Below are 25,356 nucleotides of genomic sequence, written 5' to 3'. Positions count from 1 at the left end.
TCGCTCTGTGCGTACGTTACGAGGACTACTTGCCCGGGACGCGGATGATCAGCGCGTCGCCCTGACCGCCGCCACCGCACAGTGCGGCCGCACCCGTGCCGCCCCCGCGCCGCTTCAGCTCCAGCGCCAGGTGCAGGACCACGCGGGCGCCGGACATCCCGATCGGGTGGCCGAGCGCGATGGCGCCGCCGTTGACGTTCACCTTTTCCGGGGAGACGCCCAGGTCCTTCATCGACTGGACGGCGACGGCCGCGAACGCCTCGTTGATCTCGATGAGGTCGAGGTCCTCGACGCTCAGGCCGTCCTTCTTCAGCGCGTGCTTGATCGCGTTGGACGGCTGCGACTGGAGCGAGTTGTCCGGGCCCGCCACATTGCCGTGGGCGCCGATCTCGGCGATCCAGTCCAGGCCCAGCTCCTCGGCCTTGGCCTTGCTCATCACGACGACCGCGGCGGCGCCGTCGGAGATCTGCGAGGAGGTGCCCGCGGTGATCGTGCCGTCCTTGGTGAAGGCCGGGCGGAGCTTGCCGAGGGACTCGACGGTCGTCTCGGCGCGGATGCCCTCGTCCTTGGAGAAGAGGATCGGGTCGCCCTTGCGCTGCGGGATCTCGACCGGGGTGATCTCGGCCTCGAAGAGACCGTTCTTCTGGGCGGCGGCGGCGCGCTGGTGGGACAGGGCGCCGATCTCGTCCTGGTCGGCGCGGCTCAGACCGAGGCGGGTGTTGTGCTTCTCGGTGGACTCGCCCATCGGGATGTTCTCGTAGGCGTCGGTCAGACCGTCGTACGCCATCGAGTCGAGCATCTCGATCGCGCCGTACTTGTAGCCCTCGCGGGACTTCGGGAGCAGGTGCGGGGCGTTGGTCATGGATTCCTGGCCACCGGCGACGACGACGTCGAATTCACCCGCGCGGATCAACTGGTCGGCCAGGGCGATCGCGTCGAGGCCGGAGAGGCAGACCTTGTTGACGGTGAGCGCGGGAACGTTCATCGGGATACCGGCCTTGACCGCGGCCTGGCGTGCCGGGATCTGCCCCGCCCCGGCCTGGAGCACCTGACCCATGATCACGTAGTCGACCTGGTCGCCGCCGATGCCGGCCCGGTCCAGGGCGGCCCTGATGGCGAAGCCGCCGAGATCGGCTCCGGAGAAGCTCTTCAGGGAGCCGAGAAGACGGCCCATGGGCGTACGGGCGCCCGCGACGATCACTGAGGTGGTACCGGTCGTTCCAGACATGAGGCACGGCCCCTTGGATTAGATGTGAACGAGGGTTTACTCGAATGTACTGAGCGGTACCCCGCCCGTCATCCTGCAGCGGGTGTGATCGCGCGCACGTTGCGTAACCATCGGTGGAGCGCTCCACTGTTGTCCATGCTGACGCGAATCGACCACATCGGGATCGCCTGTTCCGACCTCGACAGGACTGTCGAGTTCTACCGCTCGACCTATGGCTTCGAAGTCTTCCACTCCGAGGTCAACGAGGAGCAGGGCGTACGCGAGGCCATGCTCAAGATCAACGAGACCTCGGACGGCGGTGCCTCGTACCTCCAGCTCCTGGAACCCACCCGCGAGGACTCGGCGGTCGGGAAATGGCTGGCCAAGAACGGCGAGGGGGTCCACCACATCGCCTTCGGCACCGCAGACGTCGACGCGGACGCCGCGGACATCCGTTCCAAGGGGGTCAGGGTGCTGTACGACGAACCCAGGACCGGGTCGATGGGGTCGCGGATCACCTTCCTGCACCCCAAGGACTGCCACGGCGTTCTCACCGAACTGGTCACGTCCGCAGCGGAGCACTGACCTCCGGATACCCGGCCCGGTAGAGTGGGCGGTTCCGGGCCGGGGCCGGGTCGGGGCCGCGCCGCGTCCTCAGCCGTTGATCTGTCACCATTCCCCGGGGGACCGTTCGCCGGCGAGCGGTACTCGTTTGGAGAGTTGCGACCAGGGGACGGATGGGACCGCGCAGTGCGGGGCTACGAACGCCAGGAGAGCCACCGAGCTGAAGACGACCATCTCTCTCGGTTCGAAGCCAAGATGGACCGGCTGAAGACCGACCGGGAGAAGGCCGTCCAGCACGCCGAGGACCTCGGTTACCAGGTCGAGGTCTTGCGCGCCAAGCTGCACGAGGCTCGGCGCAATCTCGCGACCCGTCCCGCCTACGACAGCGCGGACATCGGCTACCAGGCCGAACAGCTTCTCCGTAATGCCCAGATCCAGGCCGAGCAGCTGCGCGCCGACGCCGAGCGCGAGCTCCGTGACGCCCGGGCGCAGACGCAGCGGATCCTGCAGGAGCACGCCGAGCACCAGGCACGGCTGCAGGCCGAGCTGCACAACGAGGCCGTGCAGCGACGACAGCGTCTCGACCAGGAGCTGGCGGAGCGCCGCCAGACCGTCGAGTCGCATGTCAACGAGAACGTCGCCTGGGCCGAGCAGCTCCGGGCCAGGACCGAGTCCCAGGCCCGCCGGCTGCTCGACGAGTCCCGGGCCGAGGCCGAGCAGTCCCTGGCGGCCGCCCGCGCCGAGACCGCGCGGCTCGCCGACGAGACCCGGCGGCGGCTCGGCTCCGAGGCCGAGTCCGCCCGTTCCGAGGCCGAAGCGATCCTGCTGCGCGCCCGCAAGGACGCCGAGCGGCTGCTGGGCGCCGCCTCCAGCCAGGCGCAGGAGGCCACCAGCCACGCCGAACAGCTGCGTACGTCGACGACCGCGGAGACCGAGCAGACCCGGCAGCGGACCGCCGAGCTGAACCGGGCCGCCGAGCAGCGCATGCAGGAGGCCGAGACGCAGCTGCGCGAGGCGCGCCTGGAGGCGGAGAAGGTCCTCGCCGAGGCGAAGGAGGCCGCGGTCAAGCGGCTGGCCGGCGCCGAGTCGCAGAACGAGCAGCGCACCCGTACGGCCAAGTCGGAGATCGCCCGGCTTGTCGGCGAGGCCACGAAGGACGCCGAGGCGCTGAAGGCGGAGGCCGAGCAGGCGCTCGCCGACGCCCGCGCCGAGGCGGACCGGATCAAGGCCGAGGCGACGGAGAAGGCCCGCACGGCGGCGGTCGAGGACACCGCGGCCCAGCTCGCCAAGGCGGCCAGGACCGCCGAGGAGGTGCTGACCAAGGCGTCCGAGGACGCACGGTCGACCACGAAGGCGGCGAGCGAGGAGGCCGACCGGATCCGCCGCGAGGCGGAGGCCGAGGCGGACCGGCTGCGCGGCGAGGCCGCCGAACAGGCCGACCAGCTCAAGGGCGCGGCCAAGGACGACACCGAGGAGTACCGGGCCAGGACCGTCGAGCTGCAGGAGGAGGCCCGCAGGCTGCGCGGGGAGGCCGAGCAGCTGCGCTCCGAGGCGGTCGCCGAGGGCGAGCGGATCAGGGGCGAGGCCCGCCGCGAGGCCGTCCAGCAGATCGAGGAGGGCGCGAAGACCGCCGAAGAGCTGCTGTCCAAGGCGAAGGCGGACGCCGTCGAGCTGCGGACCGCCGCGAGCACCGAGAGCGACCGGGTCCGTACCGAGGCCGTCGAGCGCGCCACGGCCCTGCGCAACCAGGCCGAGGAAGCGCTGGAGCGGGCCCGTGCCGAGGCCGACCGGCTGCGTACCGAGTCCGAGGAGCAGGCGGAGTCCACCACGGCCGCGGCCGAGCAGGCGGCGGCCGAGCTCCGGGAGGAGACCGACCGTGCGGTCGCCGCCCGGCAGTCCGAGGCCGCCGACGAGCTGACCCGGCTGCACACCGAGGCCGAGACCCGGGTCACCGCCGCCGAACAGGCGCTGGCGGAGGCGCGCGCCGAGGCGGAGCGGATCCGTCTCGAGACGAACGAGGAGTCCGAGCGGCTGCGCGCGGAGGCCGCCGAGCGGCTGCGCGCCCTGCAGACGCAGGTGGAGGCCGAGGCCGAGCGGCTGCGCGACGAGGCCGCGGCGGATGCGTCGCAGTCGCGTGCCGAGGGCGAGTCCGTCGCCGTTCGGCTGCGCAGCGAGGCGGCCGCCGAGGCGGAACGGCTCAAGTCCGAGGCCCAGGACAGCGCCGACCGGGTGCGGGCCGAGGCCGCGGCCGCCGCCGACCGCGTGGGCACCGAGGCCGCCGAGGCGCTGGCCGCCGCGCAGGAGGAGGCGAACCGGCGCCGCCGCGAGGCGGAGGAGACCCTCGACGCGGCGCGCACCGAGGCGAACCTGGAGCGCGAGCGCGCCCGCGAGCAGAGCGAGGAGCTGCTCGCCTCCGCCCGCAAGCGGGTCGAGGAGGCGCAGGCCGAGGCGCACCGGCTGGTCGAGGAGGCGGACGCGCGGGCGACCGAGATGGTCTCCGCGGCCGAGCAGACGGCCCAGCAGGTACGGGACGCGGTCTCCGGACTCCAGGAGCAGGCCGAGGCCGAGATCGCCGGGCTGCGTTCCACCGCCGAGCACGTGGCGGAGCGGACGAAGGCCGAGGCGCAGGAGGAGGCGGACCGGGTCCGCGCCGACGCGTACGCGGAGCGGGAGCGGGCGAGCGAGGACGCGAGCCGGATCCGCCAGGAGGCGCGGGAGGAGTCCGAGGCCGCCAAGGCAATGGCCGAACGGACCGTCAGCGACGCGATCACCGAGTCGGAGCGGCTGCGCGCGGACACCGCGGAGTACAGCCAGCGGATGCGCACCGAGGCTTCGGACGCGCTGGCCTCGGCCGAGCAGGACGCCTCCCGCAGTCGTGCGGAGGCCCGCGAGGACGCCAACCGGATGCGTTCGGACGCCGCGGCGCAGGCCGACCGGCTGATCGGCGAGGCGACGGGCGAGAGCGAGCGGATCCGTACCGAGACGACGCAACAGGCGACGACCCTCGTCAGCGACGCCACGGCCCGGGCCGACCAGCTCCTCGGCGAGGCGACCGACGAGGCGGAGCGGCTGCGCGCGGAGGCAACGGCCACTGTCGGCTCCGCGCAGGAGCACGCGGCACGCACCCGCGAGGAGTCGGAGCGGGTGCGCACCGACGCGGAGGCGGCGGCCGAGCAGCTGCGCGGCGAGGCCCGCGCGGAGGCGGACCGGCTGCTCGACGAGGCGCGCGAGGCGGCGGCGAAGCGCCGTGCGGACGCAGCCGAGCAGGCCGACCAGCTCATGAACAAGGCCCAGGAGGAGGCGCTGCGCGCCGCCACCGAGGCCGAGGAGCAGGCCGACACGATGGTCGGCGTGGCCCGCAAGGAGGCCGTGCGGATCACCTCCGAGGCGACCGTCGAGGGCAACACCCTGGTGGAGCGGGCGCGCACGGACGCGGACGAGCTGCTGGTCGGTGCGCGCCGGGACGCCACGGCCATTCGGGAGCGGGCGGAGGAGCTCCGGGCGCGTCTGGAGAGCGAGATCGAGCAGCTGCACGACCGGGCCCGGCGGGAGACCTCCGAGCAGATGAGGACGGCGGGCGAGCGCGTCGACAAGCTGATGAAGGCGGCGACCGAGCAGCGCGAGGAGGCCGCGGCGAAGGCGAAGGAGCTGCTGGCGGAGGCGAATTCGGAGGCGAGCAAGGTCCGGATCGCCGCGGTGAAGCGGGCCGAGTCGCTGCTGAAGGAGGCCGAGCAGAAGAAGGCCACCATGGTCCGCGAGGCCGAGAAGCTGCGGGCCGACGCCGAGCAGGAGGCGAAGCGGACGGTCGACGAGGGGCGGCGCGAGCTCGACGTCCTGGTGCGCCGGCGCGAGGACATCAACACGGAGATCTCCCGTGTCCAGGATGTACTGGAGGCGTTGGAGTCCTTCGAGGCGCCGACGGCCGGCGGGAAGGGTGCGGGCGGTGGGTCCAGCGGCGGCGTCAAAGCCGGAGCCTCGGCAGGCACTCGATCGAGTGGCAAGTCGTCCGAGAGGTAGTCGACCGACCGTGTCACGTGCTTCGACAGGGACGTTCAACCCTCCGAGTGGCAAGGGTTCAGGGGGCTTGCCACCCAAAAGGGGTGTCATTCTCCAGATCAAACGGGCATCCACTCGATGACACGCCGCTCGGGCGCCTAGGATTCCCTCTATCACCTCACCGGTCTTACTTCGACAGGAACCCCATGAGTGACCCTTCCTCCCCCTTCGGCTTCGAGCTCGTACGGCGTGGTTACGACCGCGGTCAGGTGGATGACCGCATTACCAAGCTCGTCGCCGACCGTGATAGTGCTCTGACCCGTATCACGTCTCTGGAAAAGCGCATCGAGGAGCTCCACCTCGAAACGCAGAACGCCCAGGCCCAGGTGAACGACGCGGAGCCGTCGTACGCGGGTCTCGGTGCGCGTGTGGAGAAGATTCTCCGCCTCGCCGAGGAGGAGGCGAAGGATCTGCGCGAGGAGGCCCGTCGGGCCGCCGAGCAGCACCGCGAACTCGCCGAGTCGGCCGCCCAGCAGGTGCGCAACGACGCCGAGTCGTTCGCCGCCGAGCGCAAGGCGAAGGCCGAGGACGAGGGCGTCCGCATCGTCGAGAAGGCCAAGGGTGAGGCCAACGCGCTGCGTACCGAGGCCCAGAAGGACGCGGCACAGAAGCGCGAGGAGGCCGACGCCCTCTTCGAGGAGACTCGCGCCAAGGCCGCCCAGGCCGCCGCGGACTTCGAGACCAACCTGGCCAAGCGCCGCGACCAGTCGGAGCGCGACCTCGCGTCCCGTCAGGCCAAGGCCGAGAAGCGCCTCGCCGAGATCGAGCACCGCGCCGAGCAGCTCCGCCTGGAGGCCGAGAAGCTCCGTACGGACGCCGAGCGCCGGGCGCGTCAGACCGTGGAGACCGCGCAGCGCCAGTCCGAGGACATCGTGGCCGACGCGAACGCCAAGGCCGACCGGATCCGCAGCGAATCGGAGCGCGAGCTGGCGGCGCTCACCAACCGCCGCGACTCCATCAACGCGCAGCTGACCAACGTCCGCGAGATGCTGGCGACGCTGACCGGTGCCGCGGTGGCCGCCGCGAGTTCGCCGGTGGACGACGAGCCGGTCACCCGTGGGGTCCCGGCTCAGCAGACCCGCTGACGCCGCGGTACCTCAGCTGTACCCTTTGCGCGCCCGGTTCCGCCCTTGTGGTGGCGCCGGGCGCGTGGCCGTTCTAGCGTGAACGCATGATCGAGCTTGATGGCCTCACCAAGCGCTTCGGTGACAAGGTTGCCGTCGACCACCTTTCCTGTCAGGTCAGACCTGGAATGGTGACGGGTTTTCTGGGCCCGAACGGGGCGGGCAAGTCCACCACGATGCGGATGATGCTCGGTCTCGACAACCCGACCAGCGGATCGGTGCGGATCGACGGCAAGCACTACCGTGAGCTGTCGGAGCCGCTGAAGCACATCGGTGCGCTGCTCGATGCCAAGTCGATGCACGGGGGACGCAGCGCGTACAACAATCTGCTCTGTCTCGCGCAGAGCAATCGCATCCCGGAGAGCCGCGTCCCGGAAGTCCTCGACACCGTCGGTCTGAGCGCGGTGGCGAAGAAGAAGTCCAAGTCGTTCTCCCTCGGAATGGGACAGCGGCTCGGAATCGCGGCCGCGCTGCTCGGTGACCCCGAGATCCTGATGTTCGACGAGCCCGTCAACGGTCTGGACCCCGAGGGAATTCACTGGATCCGCAATCTGATGAAGACGCTCGCGGCGGAGGGCCGGACGATCTTCGTCTCCTCGCATCTGATGAGCGAAATGGCGCTCACCGCCGAACACTTGATCGTCATCGGCCAGGGCCGACTGCTCGCCGACACCTCGATGGCCGACTTCATCCACCAGAATTCCCGCAGTTACGTGCGGATGCGCTCCCCGCAGCAGGAACGGCTGCGCGATGTGCTGCACGAGGCGGGCATCGTCGCGGTCGAATCGGGGAGCGGTGTGCTGGAGATCGACGGCGCCACCGGCGAACAGCTCGGGGAGCTGGCCGCGCAGCACCAGATCGTGCTGCATGAGCTGAGCTCCCAGCGGGCCTCGCTGGAGGAGGCGTTCATGCAGATGACGGCGGACTCCGTGGAGTACCACGCCCATGCGGACCACGCCGGGTGGCCGCCACCGCCCGCGGGCCCGCGGTGGGGCGAACAGTGGAACCAGCGGTCCGACGACCTCACGTCCGGCACCTCCGGCCCCGGAAAGGGGGCGTGACGACGATGGCATCGGTACCCGCGGTGCTGAACTCCGAGTGGACCAAGATCCGTACGGTCTCCTCGACCACCTGGACCCTGATCTCCGCGTTCGCCGTCACCGTGGCGATGAGCGCGGCACTCTGCGCACTGATGAACTCACAGTTCGACGAACTCCCCTTGGCGGAGCAGGCCACCTTCGACCCGGCCCTCCTCAGCTTCTCCGGGATGATCCTCGGTCAGCTCGCGATGGTCGTCTTCGGTGTCCTGGTGGTCGGTACGGAGTACAGCTCCGGCATGATCCGTACCTCGCTGGCGGCCGTGCCGCAGCGCGGTTCGTTCCTCTTCAGCAAGATCCTGGTCGCCGGTGTGCTGTCGCTGGTGGTCGGGCTGGCCACCAGCTTCGCCACGTTCTTCCTCGGCCAGGCCTTCCTCGGCGACCACCGCACGGACATCGGTGCGGACAACGTCCTGCGTGCGGTCTTCGGCGGCGGCGTCTACATGGGGCTGATCGCGATCTTCTCCATGGGTGTGGCGACGATGCTGCGCAGTTCCATGCTGTCGCTCGGCATCCTGATGCCGTTCTTCTTCCTCGTCTCGCAGATCCTGTCGGCGGTCCCGGGCGCCAAGAACGTGGCCCGCTACTTCCCCGACCAGGCGGGCTCCAGGATCATGCAGGTGGTTCCGGCCGCCATGAACAGCAACCCGGCGCCGTACGGGCCGTGGGGCGGGCTCGGCATTCTGGCCGCGTGGGTGGTGGCCGCGCTGATCGGCGGGTACCTCGTGCTCAGGAAGCGGGACGCATAACACCCGCGAAATCCGGTTCGGTCCGTCACGAGGACGGCGCGCCCTGGTAACGGCTTGGCCGGAACCGTCAAGTCCTGGATATCCTCCTAACTCTTACGGGGGCGTGCGGCCTGACGGCCTGGGCCCCGACGACAGATAAGTCGATGGGGCTGGAGCATGATCGAGGCAGTCGGCCTGACCAAGCGCTACGGCGCGAAGACGGCCGTGCACAACCTTTCCTTCCAGGTGCGGCCCGGTGCCGTCACCGGATTCCTCGGTCCCAACGGGTCGGGCAAGTCCACCACGATGCGCATGATGCTCGGCCTGGACCGACCGACGTCCGGCCATGTGACGATCGGCGGGCATCCCTTCCGCAGCCTGCCGAACGCGCCGCGCCAGGTGGGTGCGCTGCTGGATGCCAAGGCCGTGCACGGAGGCCGCAGCGCCCGTAACCACCTGCTCTCTCTGGCGCAGCTCGCCGGTATCCCGGCCGCCCGGGTCGACGAGGTGCTCGGCGTCGTCGGCCTGCAGGATGTCGCGAGGAAGCGCTCCAAGGGCTTCTCGCTCGGCATGGGGCAGCGGCTCGGGATCGCGGCGGCGCTGCTGGGCGACCCGCAGGTGCTGCTCTTCGACGAGCCGGTCAACGGTCTCGACCCGGAGGGCATCCTCTGGGTCCGCAATCTGATGCGCCTGCTGGCGTCCGAGGGCCGTACGGTCTTCGTTTCCAGCCATCTGATGAGCGAGATGGCGCTCACCGCCGATCATCTGATCGTGATCGGGCGCGGGCAATTGCTCGCCGATATGAGCGTCAACGACTTCATCTCCGCCAACTCGGCCGATTTCGCTCGGGTACGGGTGCCGGATGAGCAGCCCGAGCAGCGGGAGAAGCTGACCGCCGCGCTCACCGAGGCGGGCGGCCAGGTCATGTCGGAGCCGGACGGGGCCCTGCGGGTCACCGGACTGCAGCTGCCGCGGATCAGTGACCTGGCGCACGGGGCGGATGTGCGGCTGTGGGAGCTCTCACCGCACCAGGCCTCGCTGGAGGAGGCGTACATGCGGATGACGCAGGGCGCCGTGGACTACCGCTCGACGGTGGACCAGAAGGCCGGGCTGCAGCAGCCCGTGCCGGGCGGCGGATACGCACCGCCGCTGCCGACCGTCCCGGAGGTGCCGCAGCAGGGCTGGTACGCCCCGCCGCCGCCGGGACAGAACCCGTACGCGGCACCACCCGTAGCCGCCCCGGCCGCGCCCGCACCCGCCGCGCCCGCGGCCGGCCCCGCAGACCTGACCGAGCGCGACACCAGCGAGGACGCCCGATGACAACGCCGCCGACCCCGCAGGCGCCGTACCAGCAGCAGGCGCAGCAGTACCCGCAGCAGAACTGGGCACCGGCGCCCGCCGGTCTGTACACCTCGCCCATCTCGCAGCGCCGCGCCACCTTCGCCGACGCGCTCGCCTCCGAGTGGACCAAGATCCGCTCCGTGCGCTCCACGATGTGGACGCTCGGCGTCATGATCGTGCTGCTGCTCGGCATCGGACTGCTGTCGGCCGTCGCCGTCAACACGTCCGGCTCCGAGATCGGCTCAACCAAGGTGCTCAGCTTCGGCTTCTTCGGCGTGCTCCTCGGTTCGATCTGTGTCATCACACTCGGCGTGATGACCATCGCCACCGAGTACGGCACCGGCCTGATCCGTACCACGCTGACGGCCTGCCCCAGCCGCGCCCGGGTGCTGAGCGCGAAGGCGATCGTCTTCTTCCTGCTCACCTTCACCATCACGACCGTGATGACCACGCTCGTCGCCGCGCTGCAGACGGCCATCCTGGACGGCGGTACCGCGAGCGGTGACGACTGGCTGCGCGCCACGGTCGGCGTCGGTCTCTACATCGCGACCCTGGGACTGCTGTCGCTCGCGGTCGGCGCCCTCATCCGGCACTCCGCCGGCGCGATCACGATCATGATCGCGGTGGTACTGCTGCCGCTGGTGCTGGCCATGTTCATGTTTTCGCAGTCGCTCGCCGACGTGCAGAAGGCCCTCTTCGAGTACTCGATCCCCAGCCAGCTCGGCGGGCTGTACGACGCCTCGGTCTCCACGTCGGGGCCGTCCGGCTGGGAGCCGCTGTGGATCATGATCGGCGTCACGGCCGTGGCCATGATCGGTGCCTTCGCGTCACTGGAGAGCCGCGACGTCTGACCGGTCCCCGGCCGGCGGAGCTCAGTAGCGCGGCGCGTTCCTGGACCGCTGCACCCTCGTGGTGCGGCGGTCCTTCGCGTTCCAGCACGCCTTGTGCCAGTGCCTTCGGTCGTCGATCCCGCCGTACTCGGACCAGGCGACGAGGTGCGGTACGCCGGACGGGATCTCCTGGTCGCAGCCGGGGCAGCGGTACCGCTTGCCCGCCGCGCTCGCGCCGCTGACCGGGCGCACCGACCACTGCTCGCCCTGCCACTCCTCGGCGCGCCCGCCCCCGCCGTAGCGCTCCCCCGACCCGCTCGCGCTGTCGGTGGGACTCTCGCCGCCTCGGGGACGGTTACGGCGCGGGGACACGTGACACCTCACGGGGCAGGTTGGGCAGTTCCCGTCAAGCGTAGGGCCATTCGGCCGGGGCAGGCGTCCGGTACGGCCCGGGACGGGACGGGTTACCGGAAAATCGCAACAACTTCTCCGCGGACCGTGCCTTTGGCACGTGTCCGACGTTGTTGCCAGTAGGGGAGAGCCGCGTCGGCCGCAAGGAGGTCATTGGCGATGCGCGTGGGAACGTTCGTACTGGCAGCCCAGTTTCCGGGCCAGGGGCCGGGGGAAGCGCTGCATCGCGCGATCCGGTCCACCGAGGTCGCGGAGGAATCCGGGCTCGATTCGGTCTGGCTGGCAGAACATCATTTCGTGCCGTACGGGGTCTGCCCGTCCGCCGTCACGCTGGCCGCGCTGCTGCTCGGCCGCACCCGCAGGATCCGGGTGGGTACGGCGGTCAGCGTGCTGCCGAACCAGCATCCGGTGGCCCTCGGCGAACAGGCCGCGCTGCTGCATCTCACCAGCGGCGGCCGGTTCTCCCTCGGCGTGGGACGGGGCGGGCCCTGGGTGGACCTGGAGGTGTTCGGAGGGGGCCTGGAGGCGTACGAGAAGGGCTTCCCAGGGGCGTTGGACCTGCTGCTCGACTGGCTGCGCAAACCACGCGTGGCGGGCAGCGGGAAGCGATTCGGCTTCCGTGAGGTCGCCGTGGTCCCCCGGGCCGACGAGCTGCTCGACGAGAATGACGGAAACGACACGCAAGGGCCGAGCGGCCCCGAGGTGATCATCGCGTGCACGTCTGCGAAGAGCGTGAAACTCGCCGCCGAGAACGGCCTGCCGATGCTCCTCGGCATGCACTGCGGCGACGAGGAGAAGGCCGAGATGGTCGCCCTGTGGCGCTCCACCGCACTCGCCGCGGGCCGGTCGCCCGAGCAGGTCCGGGAAGCGGGCCATGTCTCCGCGGGCGTCGCCCAGATCGCGGACCGGTCCGCGGAGGCCGTGGAGACACTCGTGAAGGCCATGCCGGGGTGGCTGCGGCAGGGGCTGGACGCCCACGTGACGGTCGACGGCCGGCATCGCGTGATGCGCGACCCGGTCGCCTATACGGAGTTGCTCTGCGGCCTTCATCCGGTGGGCCCACCCCGGCTCGCCGCCGACCGGCTCGCCGCGACCGCCGAGCGGACAGGCATCACGCGGTTCGCGCTCCTGGTGGAGGGTTCGGGAGATCTGGCGGCCACGGAGGAGAACGTAGCGAGGCTGGGCACCGAGGTACTGCCACTACTGACATGAACACCCGTTGGAGTACGGGGAGCTGCCGCCCCGAAGCCAGTTGCACCTCCCGCGGCCCGGAGCGGCAGCAGAAGCGTTCAGCAGTCCCGTAGTTCGGGCGACTGGTTGAGCAACTGGCCCCTCACCGAAGTGAATCGGGCCAACCGCTCGTCGACCGAGGCGTCCAGCGGGAACACCGCGACGCGGTGGCAGTTCTGGAATGCCAGGCGCACCCCGAAGTGCCGCTGCAGCGCACCGCGTATCGCATCACTCGCGAGCGCACGCAGCAGCTGACCACGTGCCTGCTCGTCCGGCGGGGGCGTCTGGTTGTCGGCGAACTCTCCGCCGTCGACCTTCAGCTGGGCCACCAGCGAGCTGATCATCTCCCATGCGTAGGGCAGGGAGGTCCGGACGCAGTCGACGAAGTCGGCTTCGTCGACCTCGCCTCGCTCGGCCTGTTCCAACAGCGCCGGTGAGACGTCGAGCGACATGGGTTCTCCTCTCGCGACCCCGGCGGACGGCCGAGGCCTTACGGGCAGGGAAGGAGGAAGGCGACGCAGCGTACACGCACGGCGACCTCCTGCTTCCACCGTAAGGGCGCAGTCCGGGCCGCACCAGGAGATTGGGAACACAACCGGCCAATAACGAAGGTGCGCAAAGAGGGGCAAGCCCGAGGCGCTGAAGCGCTGTGGTGCGCGGTGACGATGGGGCGATGGAGGGAGAATCGCGTGGGGCACCCCTCGTCGAGTAGCGTTGCCGACCATGCGTCTCGTCATCGCCCGCTGCTCCGTGGACTACGCGGGCCGGCTCACGGCCCACCTGCCCTCCGCTCCCCGCCTCATCCTGGTGAAGGCGGACGGGAGCGTCTCCATCCATGCCGACGACAGGGCGTACAAACCCCTCAACTGGATGTCACCGCCCTGCACGCTGAAGGAGGGCGCCGACGACACCGAAGGCGTCTGGACCGTGGTGAACAAAGCGGGCGAAAAACTGATCATCACGATGGAGGAGATCCTCCACGACTCCTCGCACGAACTGGGCGTCGATCCGGGCCTCATCAAGGACGGCGTGGAAGCGCACCTGCAGGAACTCCTCGCCGACCGGATCGAGATCCTCGGCGAGGGCTACACCCTGATCCGCCGGGAATACCCCACCGCCATCGGCCCGGTCGACATCCTGTGCCGGGACGCGGACGGGAAGACCGTGGCCGTGGAGCTGAAGCGCCGCGGTGACATCGACGGCGTGGAGCAGCTGACCCGCTATCTGGAGCTGCTCAATCGTGATCCGCATCTCGCCCCGGTGAAGGGCATCTTTGCGGCGCAGGAGATCAAGCCGCAGGCCCGGGTGCTGGCGACGGACCGCGGCATCGGCTGCGTGGTGCTCGACTACGACGCCATGCGCGGCATCGAGGACGACAAGCTCCGTCTGTTCTGACCACGCCCTGCGCACCGCAGGGGCCCCGGACCCGCACTCTGCGGTCCGGGGCCTTGCGCGTTTTCGCGGACGTGCGCTCAGAGCCTGTCGGGTGACCTTCGATCGGTGAGCGGACGCGGCATGGTGCGTGCGATTCCAAGGCGCCGGAATGGCCTCGGACGGGGTCTCCCCTGCTCGAACGAAGCTGAGAGCTCGGGGAAGGAGCCACCAGGGCATTTCGGCAACGCCGGAAGCGTGCGTGCCAGGGCGTGGCCGCCCGATCAGAGGTCACCCGACAGGCTCTCAGGCCACGACCGGCTCCGGAGAGGTACCGGACGCGCTCGCCGTCGTGGACGGGCCGCTCGCCGAGTCGGAGGTGCCCGGAGGCGTCGTATCCGTCGGGGTCCCGGTCGGGGTGGAGGTGTCGGTCGGCCCCGTCTCCGTCGGGGTCGCAGTGGCCGTCCTGGTCGGCGTCTTCGTGGGTGTCCTCGACGGCGACTTGGTCGGCGTGCCCGGGGAACTGGGCCTCCCGCTCGTCGGCCGGTCCGTCCTCGGACTGTCGCTCGGCCCGCTCGACTCCGAGGACGGTGCACCGGTGCCGCTCGGGGTGATCCGGCTGCCGGACGGTCCCGGCGTCGAGGGCGAGCCGCTCGACGAGGCCCCGCCCCCCGGTGTCGAGTCGTCCGCCGGCTCGTCGGCCGGGAGCCCGTTCTCGCCGTCGTCCTCGCCCGCAGACTGCTCGGTCGAGACGCTCCCGCCGTCCTGGGCGTCACTGCTGGACGGCATGGAGAGCGCCACGACGGTGCCGAGCACCGCGGCGAGCAGAACGCCCGCGCCCGCCGCGACCAGATTGCGCCGGGCACCGCCCAGCGCCGCCTTGCGTCCGCCGAACCCATCGGTGCCGGTTGCCGGGGCGACCCGGGATATCAGCGCGGTGTCGTCCTCGGACATCCGCGGCAGCACCATCGGCCCGGCCGCGGGTATGCCGCCGGGCGGCGACGCCGATTCGTCGTACCGCGCGGCCGGCAGCGCCTCGCCCGCCGGTGTGCGGCCGCCGGGCAGCGCGCCGGAGCGGTCCGCGACCAGGGCGAGTGCCCGGCGTCCGGCCACCGCCCCGGACTTGTCGGCGAGCGCGCCGCGCATGCCGATCGAGGTCTCCAGCTCGGCCCTGGCCCGGTCCGGCTTCCCGTTGCAGAGCGCGAGGACGCCCAACTCGTGGTGGAAGTACGCCTCTTCGGCGACCTCGCCGGCGATCCTGGCGGCCTCCTGGCCCAGCCGCAGGGTCTTCTCCCAGCCGCTCCAGTACAGTCCGGCCGCGAAGGCGGGAGCGGCGCTGCGGGCCAGCAGCACGGCGGCGCTGGCCTGTCCGGCCCCGTCGCCGGGGACCAGCCGGGCCATGGCCGCGACGATCGCGTCGGCCTCGGCGACCGCGCGGGCGGCGGTGACCGACGGGTGCCCGGCCCACCAGGCGTAGTGCCGAGCGGCGGTACGGGCCCGGTCGTCCGCGTCCTCGCCGTATCCGGCGGCCTCCAGCTGGGCGACGACTCCGGGGGCCAGCCGGTAGCGGGAACCGGCCGGGGAGAGCAGTCCGCAGCCGGCCAGCTCACCGAGCGCGGCATCGGCGTGGGTGTCCCCCACGAGTGCCGGCAGATGCGCCTGGTGCGGCACCTCGCCGCCGAGCGCGACCGCGAAGTGCAGGGTGTCGCGTGCCGGACCGCTCAGCCGGGAGGCGAGCAGTGCGGCGGGCGCCGCGCCCTCCCCGGGACTGGGCAGCGGAACGTCCTGCCCTTCCGCGTCGGCGCCCTTCGCGAAGACGTCGTCGACCGGCCAACCCGCGACGTAGCCCTGCTCGTCGTAGGCAGTGGGGTCGGTGCGCCCCATGTCGCGCTGGCGCAGCAGGGCGCCGGCCTGGACGAAGCGCAGCGGCAGCCCCTCGGACTCGAACCAGAGGTCACCCGCCCAGTTCGCCTCGTCGTCGGTGAGCGGCCGCTCGACGACCTGTTCCAGCAGCGCGACGGAGGCGCTGCGGCCCAGTCCGGCGAGAAAGACCTCTTCGAGGTGCGCGTCGGCGGTGGGCGCCGGAACGTCGGGGGTCGTGGCGAGCAAAAAGGCGCACTCGGGCGTCGCGTCGAGCAGCTCGTCCAGCGCGGCCCCGCCGAACTCCAGGTCGTCGAGGACGACGACGGCGCCGATGGACCGGAGCTCTTCGAGAAGTACGGCGCGGTCGGGGCGGAACAGCGGTGCGTCGTGGACCGCCTCGAAGAGCCCGTACAGCACGTCCATGACGGTGCGCTTGAGGCCGGAGAGCCGGACGACTCCGTCCGGTGCGAGGTCCGCACAGTCGGCGGCGACGGCGCTCAGCAGCGCCGTGCGGCCGGATCCGGCCGGTCCGGTGAGCCGTACCGAGCGGCCGCGCGCCAGCAGACGCACCAGCCGCTCGCGCTCCTCCTGGCGCTCCAGGAGCGGCAGTTGGGGGGCGGGCGGACCCGGCGGTACGGGCGGTGCGGCGGCACGCTCGCGGTCGGTGCGCTCGGCGGCGCTGCGGCGGACCGGCACGGGGGGATGCTCCCCCGGCGGGCGGAGCTCGACCTCGCTGCCGTCGACCGGGTTGACGGTGAGCAGGAAGTCGCCGGAGAAGACCTGCACGACACGCGCCTGCTGCGTCGGTTGCTGGCCGAAATCGTTGGTCAGCTGCGCGCGGGGCTGCGTTCGCCGTCCGCTTTCCTCGCCGTAGCCGTCACTGTCATGGCCGAAATCTTCCGGCCCCCGGTGTATCGGGTCCATCGCCAAAGTCCCCCAGACGCGTCGCGCGGTTGCCCCTCCCGGCCTCGCACGCACCGCTGTCGCTTCTGGTCCGGTGTCCACCCCATGGGTTCCGTCATTCGGGGGACGGCCGAACCCTAGACCTTCGCACAGTATCTACAAACCATCGGGGTGCCACGCCGCCCAGGACGTCACGGTCTCGTGAGGATTGTGCGTGTTCGGGTGGACGCCCTTCACACCCGCGGCAGGGAGTCTGCCGCGATCCCGCCCTCGATGGCCAGAATGCGGTGCAGTCGGGTCGCCACCAGCAGGCGCTGCATCTGCGGCGGTACGCCGCGGAGCACCAGCCGCCGCCCGGCCCGCCCGGCCCTCCGGTGTGCGCCCATGATGACGCCCAGTCCGGTGGCGTCCCAGGAGTCGAGTTCGGTCAGGTCGAGCACCAGGTCGCCGACTCCGTCGTCGAGGGCGGAGTGCAGGACCGTACGGGCGTCCGCCGCGCTCCGGACGTCGAGGCGGCCCCCGACGACCAGCTCGGTGTGGTCGCCCCTGATGTGCATATGCGCTCCCCGGAAATACTCCATGGACGGTCCGCTGCCTGTTCCTGCCCCTGCTCCGTCTCTGCCACAACTGACTGTGCCGGCCACAGGGAAGTTGCCGTCTGTAAGCGAACCGATACCGAATTCACTCCGTGGAGTGACAATGGCCCGCGGAAAGTCCACTGCAGCCGGGAGCCTCCCCCCGGCTCCCCCGGGCGCCTGATCGACGGCAGATCAGGCGCCCGGGGGCCGAAAACGATCAGTAGGTGTAGAAGCCCTGCCCGCTCTTGCGTCCGATGTCACCTGCGTCGACCATCCGGCGCATCAGCTCCGGTGCCGCGAACTTCTCGTCCTGCGACTCGGTGTAGATGTTGGACGTGGCGTGCAGCAGGATGTCGACACCGGTCAGGTCGGCTGTCGCGAGAGGGCCCATGGCGTGGCCGAAGCCCAGCTTGCAGGCGATGTCGATGTCCTCGGCCGAGGCGACACCCGACTCGTACAGCTTGGCGGCCTCGACGACGAGCGCCGAGATCAGCCGGGTGGTGACGAAGCCGGCGACGTCACGGTTGACGACGATGCAGGTCTTGCCGACGGACTCGGCGAACTCCCGCGCGGTGGCGAGGGCTTCGTCGCTGGTCTTGTAGCCGCGTACGAGCTCGCAGAGCTGCATCATCGGGACCGGCGAGAAGAAGTGCACACCGACGACGCGCTCCGGGCGCTCCGTGACAGCCGCGATCTTGGTGATCGGGATGGCGGAGGTGTTGGAGGCGAGAACGGCGTCGTCCCGCACGATCTTGTCGAGGGCCCGGAAGATCTCGTGCTTGACCTCGAGCTTCTCGAAGACGGCCTCGACGACGACGTCCGCGTCGGCGACCGCGTCGAGATCGGTGGTCGTGGTGATGCGGGCCAGCGCGGCTTCCGCGTCGGCCGCCTCCAGCTTCCCCTTGGAGACGAACTTGTCGTACGAGGCCTTGATGCCGTCGCGCCCACGGGTCAGGGCCGCGTCGGTGACATCGCGCAGCACGACGTCCCAGCCCGCCTGGGCGGAGACCTGCGCGATACCGGACCCCATGAGACCGGCCCCGATGACGGCGAGCTTCCTGGCCACGTTCGCACCCCTTTGCGTTCGGCCCCGACGGCCGTCGTCCGCGACGACGGTCCGGACGGATTCTTAACGGTTGTTCACATGCTCTCCGGCGGAGATTAGTACCCGTGAGGCGCGCTGGGGCGGCGAAGAGATGCGCGTCACGTCTCACATGACGGACATCACACCGGAACGCATCATCCGGCGGCGCGTCGCCCGTAGTTGAGCGCCTTGTCCCCGAGCACGTCCTCCATCTCGTCGAGGAGGACGAGGGCTTCGCGGGACACCTCGTCGGGCTTGCGGCCGGCGACCGTCTCGCGGCCGATATGGCCGAGCAGGGTGGAGTGGACCCAGGAGAGCTGGCCGGCCACCAGCAGGGGCAGCGGGTCGCCGGAGCCGGAGCCGGAACCTGCCTTCTCGCGCGGGGTCGTCTCCAGGTGGACGAGCGCGTCCTGCTGGATGTACCGGAGGCGGGCCTTGAGGCTGTCGGTGTCGTGGACGACCCGCATGAAGCGCGCGCACCCCTCGATCAGGCCGACCGTCGGCGAGACGCTGTCGACCTGGATGCGCAATTCACGCAGGCCGGCGTCGGCCGCGGACTCGCCCCGGTCGCGGCCGCGCACGTACCGCGAGAGGCGGCCGACGACATCGCTGCTGCGGTCGAGGCAGAGCTTGCCGGGAGGGGCACTAGGCTCGGCCGCATGGTCAATCTGACGCGCATCTACACCCGTACCGGCGACCAGGGCACGACCGCCCTCGGTGACATGAGCCGCACCGCCAAGACCGATCTGCGGATCTCGGCGTACGCCGACACCAATGAGGCCAATGCCGTCATCGGCACGGCGATCGCGCTCGGGCAGCTGCCGGAGGAGGTCGTGAAGGTCCTCGTCCGTGTGCAGAACGACCTGTTCGACGTGGGTGCGGATCTGTCGACGCCGGTCGTCGAGGAACCGAAGTACCCCCCGCTGCGGGTCGAGCAGCACTACGTCGACCGGCTGGAGGCGGACTGCGACCACTTCCTGGAGCAACTGGAGAAACTGCGGTCCTTCATCCTGCCGGGCGGTACGCCGGGGGCGGCGCTGCTGCACCAGGCGTGCACGGTGGTCCGGCGGGCCGAGCGGTCCACCTGGGCGGCGCTGGAGGTGCACGGCGAGGTGATGAACGCGCTGACCGCGACGTACCTCAACCGCCTCTCCGACCTCCTCTTCATCCTCGCGAGGACGGCGAACAAGGAAGTCGGCGACGTGCTGTGGGTACCGGGCGGGGAGCGGTAGGACGGGGTCCCTTCGGCCCGTCCGGCGTTCGAGGACAACGTCGGCCGGACGGGACCGGCCCCCTACCGCTCCGTCTTCGCCCGCTTCGGGAACAACGTGTAGCTCACGGCGATGATCAAGTTGATCCCGATCACGAAGAGCATCATCTGCTGCCACGACCGCAGCGACTCCACGTCCCCGTCCCCGCCCACGTACCGGATCGCCCCCTCCAGCAGCGCCAGCGCGGTCACCGCCGCGACCACCCACCGCGCCGCGACCCGCCACTCGTGGACCGCCCTCGGCATCCCGTACTTCGGCGGTTTCACCGGCGGCGGGCCACCTGCGAACCGGTGGGCGACGCGGACGTCGACCCACGTGATGGTCGAGTGCCCGAGTCCGACGGTGAAGCCGATGTACACCGCGGCCAGTCCGTGCTTCCAGTCCGGCTCGGCGCCGTTCTTCAGGTCGATGGCCGTCACCACCAGCAGCACGAGCTCCAGCAGCGGCTCGCACAGCAGCAGTGCGGCCCCGAGCCTCGGCTTCTTCGCCGGGTACCGCAGCGCGAGTCCCGCGGCCAGCAGCACCCAGAAGGCGATCTCGCAGAGCACGATCAGCGTGACGATCACGGCACTCCTCCTCCCGGTCCCCTTCATCCTGCTTGCTCCACCTGCGCGCTTCGTCGTCGCCGGTGACGAGCCGCGACTGCATCCTTCGATGTAGTCGCGTATCGCCCCGGGTACGGAGGACCGAGGCGCGACGGCCGTGTTGGATGGGGAGGTGCTCCTTCCTGCCCGCCCGCACCGCCACGACGTACTCATCGCGGTCATCGGGCTGTTCAGCGGTGTGTCCCTGGCGGCCGTCGGTCTGGCCATGCAGACCGGCCGGCTCTTCGACTCCCCGTGGGCCACGCTGCCGCCGCTCGCGGTGATGTCGGCGCTGGAGCTGCTGCGCAGATCGGCGCCCCGGACGGCGCTGGTCATCGGCACCCTCACGCTGATGGCCGATCAGTTCACGCCGGGAAATCTGGCGACCGCGCTGATGTTCACGGACCTTGTCTACGCGGCGGTGGTGTACGGCTCCCCGGCCGCCGCCCGGCGTATCCCGGTGACCACGTTCCTCATCACGGTCGCCGTCACGATCGGGTTCCTGGCCTGGTTCCGCAGCCCCGAGGCGCTGCTCATCGGCATCGTCACCGGCCTGGTCTCGTTCGGGCCCGCGATCACCGGGGTCAGCGTGCGCAACCACCGGGACGCCGCGGAGACCGCCCGGCTGCGCGCCGAACAGACGGCGCTGCTGGCCGAGATGGACCGGGCGCAGGCGGTGACCGCCGAACGCGCCCGGATGGCCCGTGAACTGCACGACATGGTCGCCAACCATCTCTCCGCGATCGCCATCCACTCCACCGCGGCGCTCTCCATCGACGACCCCTCGACCTCCCGGGACGCGCTCGGCGTCATCCGGCAGAACAGCGTCGAGGGGCTGGCCGAGATGCGACGGTTGATCGGGCTGCTCCGTACCGGGAGCGAAGGGGCGGAGCCGAGCGTCGCGCCGACCCTGGCCGCCCTGGACACACTGATCGAGCACACCCGTACGGTCGCCGCGTCGAGCGGGCTGACCTGCACCCTCGATGACACCCGCAGCAAGCCGGACGCGCTGCCGACGCCGGTCGAGCTGGCCGCGTACCGGATCGTCCAGGAGTCGCTGACGAACGCGCTCAAGCATGCCGCGCCGGGCCCGGTGGGGGTGCGGCTCGGGCGGGCGGGACACATGCTGACGGTGGAGGTCACGAGCGTGCTCGGAGACCGTCCGAGGCCGCGCGCGCCCGGTTCGGGGGCGGGCCTCGTCGGGATGCAGGAGCGGGTCGCGCTGCTGGGCGGAGAGATCGCGGCGGGGCCTGTCGCCGCCGGGGACGGGCCGACGATCTGGCGGGTACGGGCCGAACTGCCCGTCGAGGAAGGGGCGGTGAAGGGGTGACGATCCGGGTACTGGTCGCGGAGGACCAGTCGGCCGTGCGCGCGGGGCTGGTGCTGATTCTGGGCAGCGCGCCCGATGTCGAGGTGGTCGGGGAGGCGCCGGACGGCGAGGCCGCGGTGCGGCTGGCCCGTGAACTGCGCCCGGATCTGGTGCTGATGGACGTGTCGATGCCCCGGCTGGACGGGGTGTCGGCGACGCGGCAGGTGGTGACGGAGGGGCTGGCCGATGTACTGGTGCTGACGACGTTCGATCTGGACGAGTACGTTTTCGGGGCTCTGCGGGCGGGCGCCGCGGGTTTTCTGCTGAAGAACACCGAGGCGCATGAACTGCTCGACGCGGTACGGGCGGTGGCGCGCGGCGAGGGCATGATCGCCCCTGCCGTGACGCGCCGCCTGATCGCGGAGTTCGCCGGCGCCGCTCCGGTGCAAGCGGCCGACGCACCCGGTCCCGCGGTCCTCGACTCGCTGACGCGACGCGAGCGCGAGGTGCTGGGCTGCCTGGGCCAGGGGCTGTCGAACGCCGAGATCGCGGTGCGGCTCTCGATGGCGGAAGCGACGGTGAAGACGCACGTCAGCCGGCTGCTGGGGAAGCTGGATCTGCGGAGCCGGGTCCAGGCCGCAGTGCTGGCGAGGGAGTTGGGCATCTGAGGTGGAGAACCGACGCCTGGTCCAGACCTCTTGACGATTGGTCCAGACCTTCCTAGTCTCACCGAGCACACTGCGGTGAGCACGCCATGACAAGGCGGGCTCAGGGCGGCGCAGGGTCCGCAGTCCACGGACCACCCCCGTTTGTCCGGACCTCACCCGAGGAGCACCGTTGAGCACCCAAACCCCCCTACGCCGAACGAGATTCGGAATCGGCCTGGCCACCACCCGTACGAGAGCGATGGCAGGCCTCACCGCGCTGCTGCTCCCCCTCGCCGCGATGGTCGGACTGGCCACCCCGGCCCAGGCGGCCACCTCCGCGACTGCCACGTACCTCAAGAAGTCCGACTGGGGCACCGGCTTCGAGGGCCAGTGGACGGTGAAGAACACCGGCACCACCGCGCTCAGTTCCTGGACCATCGAGTGGGACTTCCCCTCCGGCACGTCGGTCACGTCCGCCTGGGACGCCACCGTCACCAGCTCCGGAACCCACTGGACCGCCAGGAACGCCGGCTGGAACGGTTCGGTCGCCCCCGGCGCCAGCGTCAGCTTCGGCTTCAACGGCGCCGGTCCCGGCGCCCCCACCGGCTGCAAGCTGAACGGCGCCTCCTGCGACGGCGGCACCGTCCCCGGCGACAACGCCCCCTCGGCCCCCGGCACCCCCACGGCGAGCTCCATCACCGACACCTCGGTGAAGCTGAGCTGGACGGCAGCCACCGATGACAAGGGCATCAAGAACTACGACGTGCTGCGCGACGGCGCCGTGGTCGCCACGGTCACCGGTACGACGTACACCAACACCGGCCTCAGCGCGGGCACCGACTACTCGTACACCGTCCAGGCCCGTGACACGGCCGACCAGACCGGTCCGGTCAGCGGCGCGGTCAAGGTCCACACCACCGGTGGCGGTGGCGACCCCGGTCCCGGCGGCAAGGTCAACCTCGGTTACTTCACCGACTGGGGTGTCTACGGCCGGAACTACCACGTCAAGAACCTGGACACATCCGGTTCCGCCGCGAAGATCACGCACATCAACTACGCCTTCGGCAATGTGACCGGTGGCAGGTGCGCGATCGGTGACGCCTACGCCGACTACGACATGGCGTACACCGCCGACAAATCCGTCGACGGCGTCGCCGACACCTGGGACCAGCCGCTGCGCGGCAGCTTCAACCAGCTGCGCAAGCTCAAGGCGAAGTACCCGAACATCAAGGTCCTGTGGTCCTTCGGCGGCTGGACCTGGTCCGGCGGCTTCGGCGAGGCGGCGAAGAACCCGACCGCGTTCGCCCAGTCCTGCTACGACCTGGTGGAGGACCCCCGTTGGGCCGATGTCTTCGACGGCATCGACATCGACTGGGAGTACCCCAACGCCTGCGGTCTGACCTGTGACACCAGCGGCCCGGCCGCGCTCAAGAACATCACCACGGCGCTGCGCTCGAAGTTCGGCAGCAACAATCTGGTGACGGCCGCCATCACCGCCGACGGCTCGGACGGCGGCAAGATCGACGCCGCCGACTACGCCGGCGCCGCCCAGTCCCTGAACTGGTACAACGTGATGACGTACGACTTCTTCGGTGCGTGGGCGGACAAGGGCCCGACGGCTCCGCACTCGCCGCTCACCTCGTACAGCGGCATCCCGCAGGCCGGCTTCAACGCGTCCGACGCGATCACCAAGCTGAAGGCCAAGGGCGTCCCCGCCTCGAAGCTGCTGCTCGGCATCGGCTTCTACGGTCGCGGCTGGACCGGCGTCACCCAGGACGCACCCGGCGGCACCGCCACCGGTGCGGCCACCGGTACGTACGAGGCGGGCATCGAGGACTACAAGGTCCTCAAGACCAGCTGCCCGGCCACCGGGACGATCGCCGGTACGGCGTACGCGCACTGCGGCACCAACTGGTGGAGCTATGACACCCCGGCCACCATCGCGTCCAAGATGACCTGGGCGAAGGGCCAGGGCCTGGGAGGCGCGTTCTTCTGGGAGTTCAGCGGCGACACCAGCAACGGTGAGCTCGTCAGCGCGATCAACAACGGTCTGAAGTAACCCCGCGGATCCCCTTCGGGATCAGGCACGACCCCGGAAAGCCGCCGGGGAGACAGGTCCGCCCCCTGTCTCCCCGGTTTCCGCGCTGTGTTGTGGTGCCTCAAGCAACGTTGACCCGCTGGCCGGGCGGAGCCGCCTCCAGCCAGGCGAGGAAACCGGTCAGGGCGTCCTCGCTCATCGCCAGCTCCAGGCGTGTCTCCCGGTGGAGACAGCCGAGCACGACGGCGTCGGAGAGCAGCGCGAGCTCCTCCTCGCCCTCGGGCAGCCGTCGGTCGATCACCTCGATCGCGGAACGCTCAAGGACCCGGCGGGGCCGGGGAGCGTACGAGAAGACACGGAACCAGTCGATACGGTCACCGCTGTAGCGCGCAACGCCGTACACCCAGCCCTTGCCCGAGATGTCGGGCTCGGCCGACATGTTCCACCGCACGCTGCAGTCGAAGGTCCCACCGGAGCGCTGGATCAGCCGCCGGCGCAGACCGAAGACGAAGAGACCCACCGCAACCAGTACGACGACCAGGCCGCACACCCACAAAGCGAGGACCATCTCCACCGACCTCCTCGCATCGTCGAGTAACGGATACCACCCGGACTGCACCTGCAACTGCACCTGCATCGCCTCAGCCGCGGCACGGTCTGGAGAGTTCCAGCTCGGGCCGCGGCTGAGGGTAAAGACATTCGGCGGGGTGCCTAACGCACCGCCACCGCGCGGATTCGCACATCGGCGCGACGCTCGGCGGCATCGTCCGCATCCGACTTCGCACGCTCCAGCGCACGCTCGGCGCGCTCGACATCGATCTCGTCCGCCAGCTCGGCGATCTCCGCCAGCAGCGAAAGCTTGTTGTCGGCGAACGAGAGGAAACCGCCGTGCACAGCCGCGACTACGGTTGCGCCCTCGCTCGTACGGATCGTCACCGGGCCCGATTCCAGCACACCGAGAAGCGGCTGGTGACCGGGCATGACGCCGATGTCGCCGGACGTGGTACGCGCGACGACCAGGGTGGCCTCGCCGGACCAGACACTGCGGTCCGCGGCGACCAGCTCGACGTGCAGCTCAGCAGCCAAGAGTGGCTCCTCGGGTCACCACCCGGCCGTTGGA

General features: G+C 70.5%; 23 protein-coding genes. 13 read left to right on the top strand and 10 right to left on the bottom strand.

From position 1 onward, the window contains the following. Nucleotides 1–25 precede the first annotated feature (25 nt). On the bottom strand, nucleotides 26–1,228 hold the full coding sequence (locus AB0I23_RS01365) for an acetyl-CoA C-acetyltransferase (protein ID WP_359105732.1): 1,203 nt from the start codon (nucleotides 1,226–1,228) through the stop codon (nucleotides 26–28). A gap of 135 nt (nucleotides 1,229–1,363) precedes the next feature. Between AB0I23_RS01365 and mce the strand changes: the two genes are divergently transcribed. From mce to AB0I23_RS01330, 7 genes are all read left to right on the top strand, one after another. Next, complete coding sequence (gene mce / locus AB0I23_RS01360; protein WP_359105730.1) at nucleotides 1,364–1,792, top strand: methylmalonyl-CoA epimerase; 429 nt, start codon at nucleotides 1,364–1,366, stop codon at nucleotides 1,790–1,792. A 165-nt stretch (nucleotides 1,793–1,957) separates the two neighbouring features. Beyond that, nucleotides 1,958–5,788 carry a polarized growth protein Scy gene (gene scy / locus AB0I23_RS01355; protein WP_359105728.1) on the top strand — a complete coding sequence of 1,277 codons (3,831 nt, stop codon included), beginning with the start codon at nucleotides 1,958–1,960 and terminating at the stop codon, nucleotides 5,786–5,788. 185 nt (nucleotides 5,789–5,973) lie between these two features. After that, entirely contained in the window at nucleotides 5,974–6,912 is a 939-nt protein-coding gene (locus AB0I23_RS01350; RefSeq protein ID WP_359105725.1) for a cellulose-binding protein, read from the top strand. Nucleotides 6,913–6,998: 86 nt separating this feature from the next. Beyond that, nucleotides 6,999–8,012, top strand: coding sequence for an ABC transporter ATP-binding protein (locus AB0I23_RS01345; RefSeq protein ID WP_359105722.1), 1,014 nt, complete (start codon nucleotides 6,999–7,001; stop codon nucleotides 8,010–8,012). Between the two features lie 5 nt (nucleotides 8,013–8,017). Further along, nucleotides 8,018–8,797 carry an ABC transporter permease subunit gene (locus tag AB0I23_RS01340; protein ID WP_359105719.1) on the top strand — a complete coding sequence of 260 codons (780 nt, stop codon included), beginning with the start codon at nucleotides 8,018–8,020 and terminating at the stop codon, nucleotides 8,795–8,797. Nucleotides 8,798–8,953: 156 nt separating this feature from the next. After that, on the top strand, nucleotides 8,954–10,096 hold the full coding sequence (locus tag AB0I23_RS01335; RefSeq protein WP_359105716.1) for an ABC transporter ATP-binding protein: 1,143 nt from the start codon (nucleotides 8,954–8,956) through the stop codon (nucleotides 10,094–10,096). Further along, entirely contained in the window at nucleotides 10,093–10,968 is an 876-nt protein-coding gene (locus AB0I23_RS01330; RefSeq protein WP_359105713.1) for an ABC transporter permease subunit, read from the top strand. The genes AB0I23_RS01335 and AB0I23_RS01330 overlap by 4 nt, the downstream gene beginning before the upstream one ends. 21 nt (nucleotides 10,969–10,989) lie before the next feature. Here AB0I23_RS01330 and AB0I23_RS01325 read toward each other — a convergent pair whose 3' ends face one another. Then, nucleotides 10,990–11,319 (bottom strand): hypothetical protein, encoded by a 330-nt coding sequence (locus AB0I23_RS01325; RefSeq protein ID WP_037689321.1) that lies wholly within the window; start codon nucleotides 11,317–11,319, stop codon nucleotides 10,990–10,992. A gap of 198 nt (nucleotides 11,320–11,517) precedes the next feature. Between AB0I23_RS01325 and AB0I23_RS01320 the strand changes: the two genes are divergently transcribed. Next, nucleotides 11,518–12,570 (top strand): LLM class flavin-dependent oxidoreductase, encoded by a 1,053-nt coding sequence (locus AB0I23_RS01320; protein WP_359105711.1) that lies wholly within the window; start codon nucleotides 11,518–11,520, stop codon nucleotides 12,568–12,570. A gap of 77 nt (nucleotides 12,571–12,647) precedes the next feature. Here AB0I23_RS01320 and AB0I23_RS01315 read toward each other — a convergent pair whose 3' ends face one another. Then, nucleotides 12,648–13,040 (bottom strand): SCO5389 family protein, encoded by a 393-nt coding sequence (locus AB0I23_RS01315; protein ID WP_030971516.1) that lies wholly within the window; start codon nucleotides 13,038–13,040, stop codon nucleotides 12,648–12,650. A gap of 271 nt (nucleotides 13,041–13,311) precedes the next feature. On the opposite strand from AB0I23_RS01315, the gene nucS reads away from it, so the two are divergent. Further along, on the top strand, nucleotides 13,312–13,983 hold the full coding sequence (gene nucS / locus AB0I23_RS01310; protein WP_030971518.1) for an endonuclease NucS: 672 nt from the start codon (nucleotides 13,312–13,314) through the stop codon (nucleotides 13,981–13,983). A 282-nt stretch (nucleotides 13,984–14,265) separates the two neighbouring features. On the opposite strand, the gene AB0I23_RS01305 is transcribed toward nucS, so the two are convergent. The 4 genes from AB0I23_RS01305 to AB0I23_RS01290 form a co-directional block, all read right to left on the bottom strand. After that, nucleotides 14,266–16,746 (bottom strand): ATP-binding protein, encoded by a 2,481-nt coding sequence (locus tag AB0I23_RS01305; protein WP_359105708.1) that lies wholly within the window; start codon nucleotides 16,744–16,746, stop codon nucleotides 14,266–14,268. 212 nt (nucleotides 16,747–16,958) lie between these two features. Next, on the bottom strand, nucleotides 16,959–17,282 hold the full coding sequence (locus AB0I23_RS01300; RefSeq protein WP_266981423.1) for an STAS domain-containing protein: 324 nt from the start codon (nucleotides 17,280–17,282) through the stop codon (nucleotides 16,959–16,961). A gap of 238 nt (nucleotides 17,283–17,520) precedes the next feature. Then, entirely contained in the window at nucleotides 17,521–18,369 is an 849-nt protein-coding gene (locus tag AB0I23_RS01295) for a 3-hydroxyacyl-CoA dehydrogenase family protein (protein ID WP_359105705.1), read from the bottom strand. Between the two features lie 173 nt (nucleotides 18,370–18,542). Beyond that, a complete protein-coding gene (locus AB0I23_RS01290; protein ID WP_359105702.1) occupies nucleotides 18,543–18,968 on the bottom strand; it encodes a hypothetical protein in 426 nt (141 codons plus the stop codon). Between the two features lie 78 nt (nucleotides 18,969–19,046). On the opposite strand from AB0I23_RS01290, the gene AB0I23_RS01285 reads away from it, so the two are divergent. After that, complete coding sequence (locus AB0I23_RS01285) at nucleotides 19,047–19,619, top strand: cob(I)yrinic acid a,c-diamide adenosyltransferase (RefSeq protein WP_266981430.1); 573 nt, start codon at nucleotides 19,047–19,049, stop codon at nucleotides 19,617–19,619. Between the two features lie 62 nt (nucleotides 19,620–19,681). On the opposite strand, the gene AB0I23_RS01280 is transcribed toward AB0I23_RS01285, so the two are convergent. Next, nucleotides 19,682–20,224: a hypothetical protein gene (locus AB0I23_RS01280; protein ID WP_359105699.1), complete on the bottom strand. Its 543-nt coding sequence runs from the start codon at nucleotides 20,222–20,224 to the stop codon at nucleotides 19,682–19,684. A gap of 151 nt (nucleotides 20,225–20,375) precedes the next feature. On the opposite strand from AB0I23_RS01280, the gene AB0I23_RS01275 reads away from it, so the two are divergent. From AB0I23_RS01275 to AB0I23_RS01265, 3 genes are all read left to right on the top strand, one after another. Further along, a complete protein-coding gene (locus tag AB0I23_RS01275) occupies nucleotides 20,376–21,572 on the top strand; it encodes a sensor histidine kinase (RefSeq protein WP_359105696.1) in 1,197 nt (398 codons plus the stop codon). Continuing rightward, a complete protein-coding gene (locus AB0I23_RS01270; protein WP_359105693.1) occupies nucleotides 21,569–22,219 on the top strand; it encodes a response regulator transcription factor in 651 nt (216 codons plus the stop codon). The genes AB0I23_RS01275 and AB0I23_RS01270 overlap by 4 nt, the downstream gene beginning before the upstream one ends. Nucleotides 22,220–22,388: 169 nt before the next feature. Next, on the top strand, nucleotides 22,389–24,257 hold the full coding sequence (locus AB0I23_RS01265; protein ID WP_359105690.1) for a glycoside hydrolase family 18 chitinase: 1,869 nt from the start codon (nucleotides 22,389–22,391) through the stop codon (nucleotides 24,255–24,257). A gap of 100 nt (nucleotides 24,258–24,357) precedes the next feature. Here the strand turns inward: AB0I23_RS01265 and AB0I23_RS01260 are convergent, their stop codons facing one another. Both AB0I23_RS01260 and AB0I23_RS01255 read right to left on the bottom strand, forming a co-directional pair. Continuing rightward, nucleotides 24,358–24,804 carry a DUF2550 domain-containing protein gene (locus AB0I23_RS01260; RefSeq protein ID WP_359105688.1) on the bottom strand — a complete coding sequence of 149 codons (447 nt, stop codon included), beginning with the start codon at nucleotides 24,802–24,804 and terminating at the stop codon, nucleotides 24,358–24,360. Between the two features lie 143 nt (nucleotides 24,805–24,947). Beyond that, a complete protein-coding gene (locus AB0I23_RS01255; RefSeq protein ID WP_359105685.1) occupies nucleotides 24,948–25,322 on the bottom strand; it encodes a F0F1 ATP synthase subunit epsilon in 375 nt (124 codons plus the stop codon). Nucleotides 25,323–25,356: the final 34 nt, after the last annotated feature.

The organism is Streptomyces atratus (assembly GCF_040655115.1).
Lineage (GTDB): Bacteria > Actinomycetota > Actinomycetes > Streptomycetales > Streptomycetaceae > Streptomyces > Streptomyces atratus_D.
The sequence above is the reverse complement of the archived record's forward strand: the minus strand, read 5'-3'. Positions and strand labels throughout refer to the sequence as shown.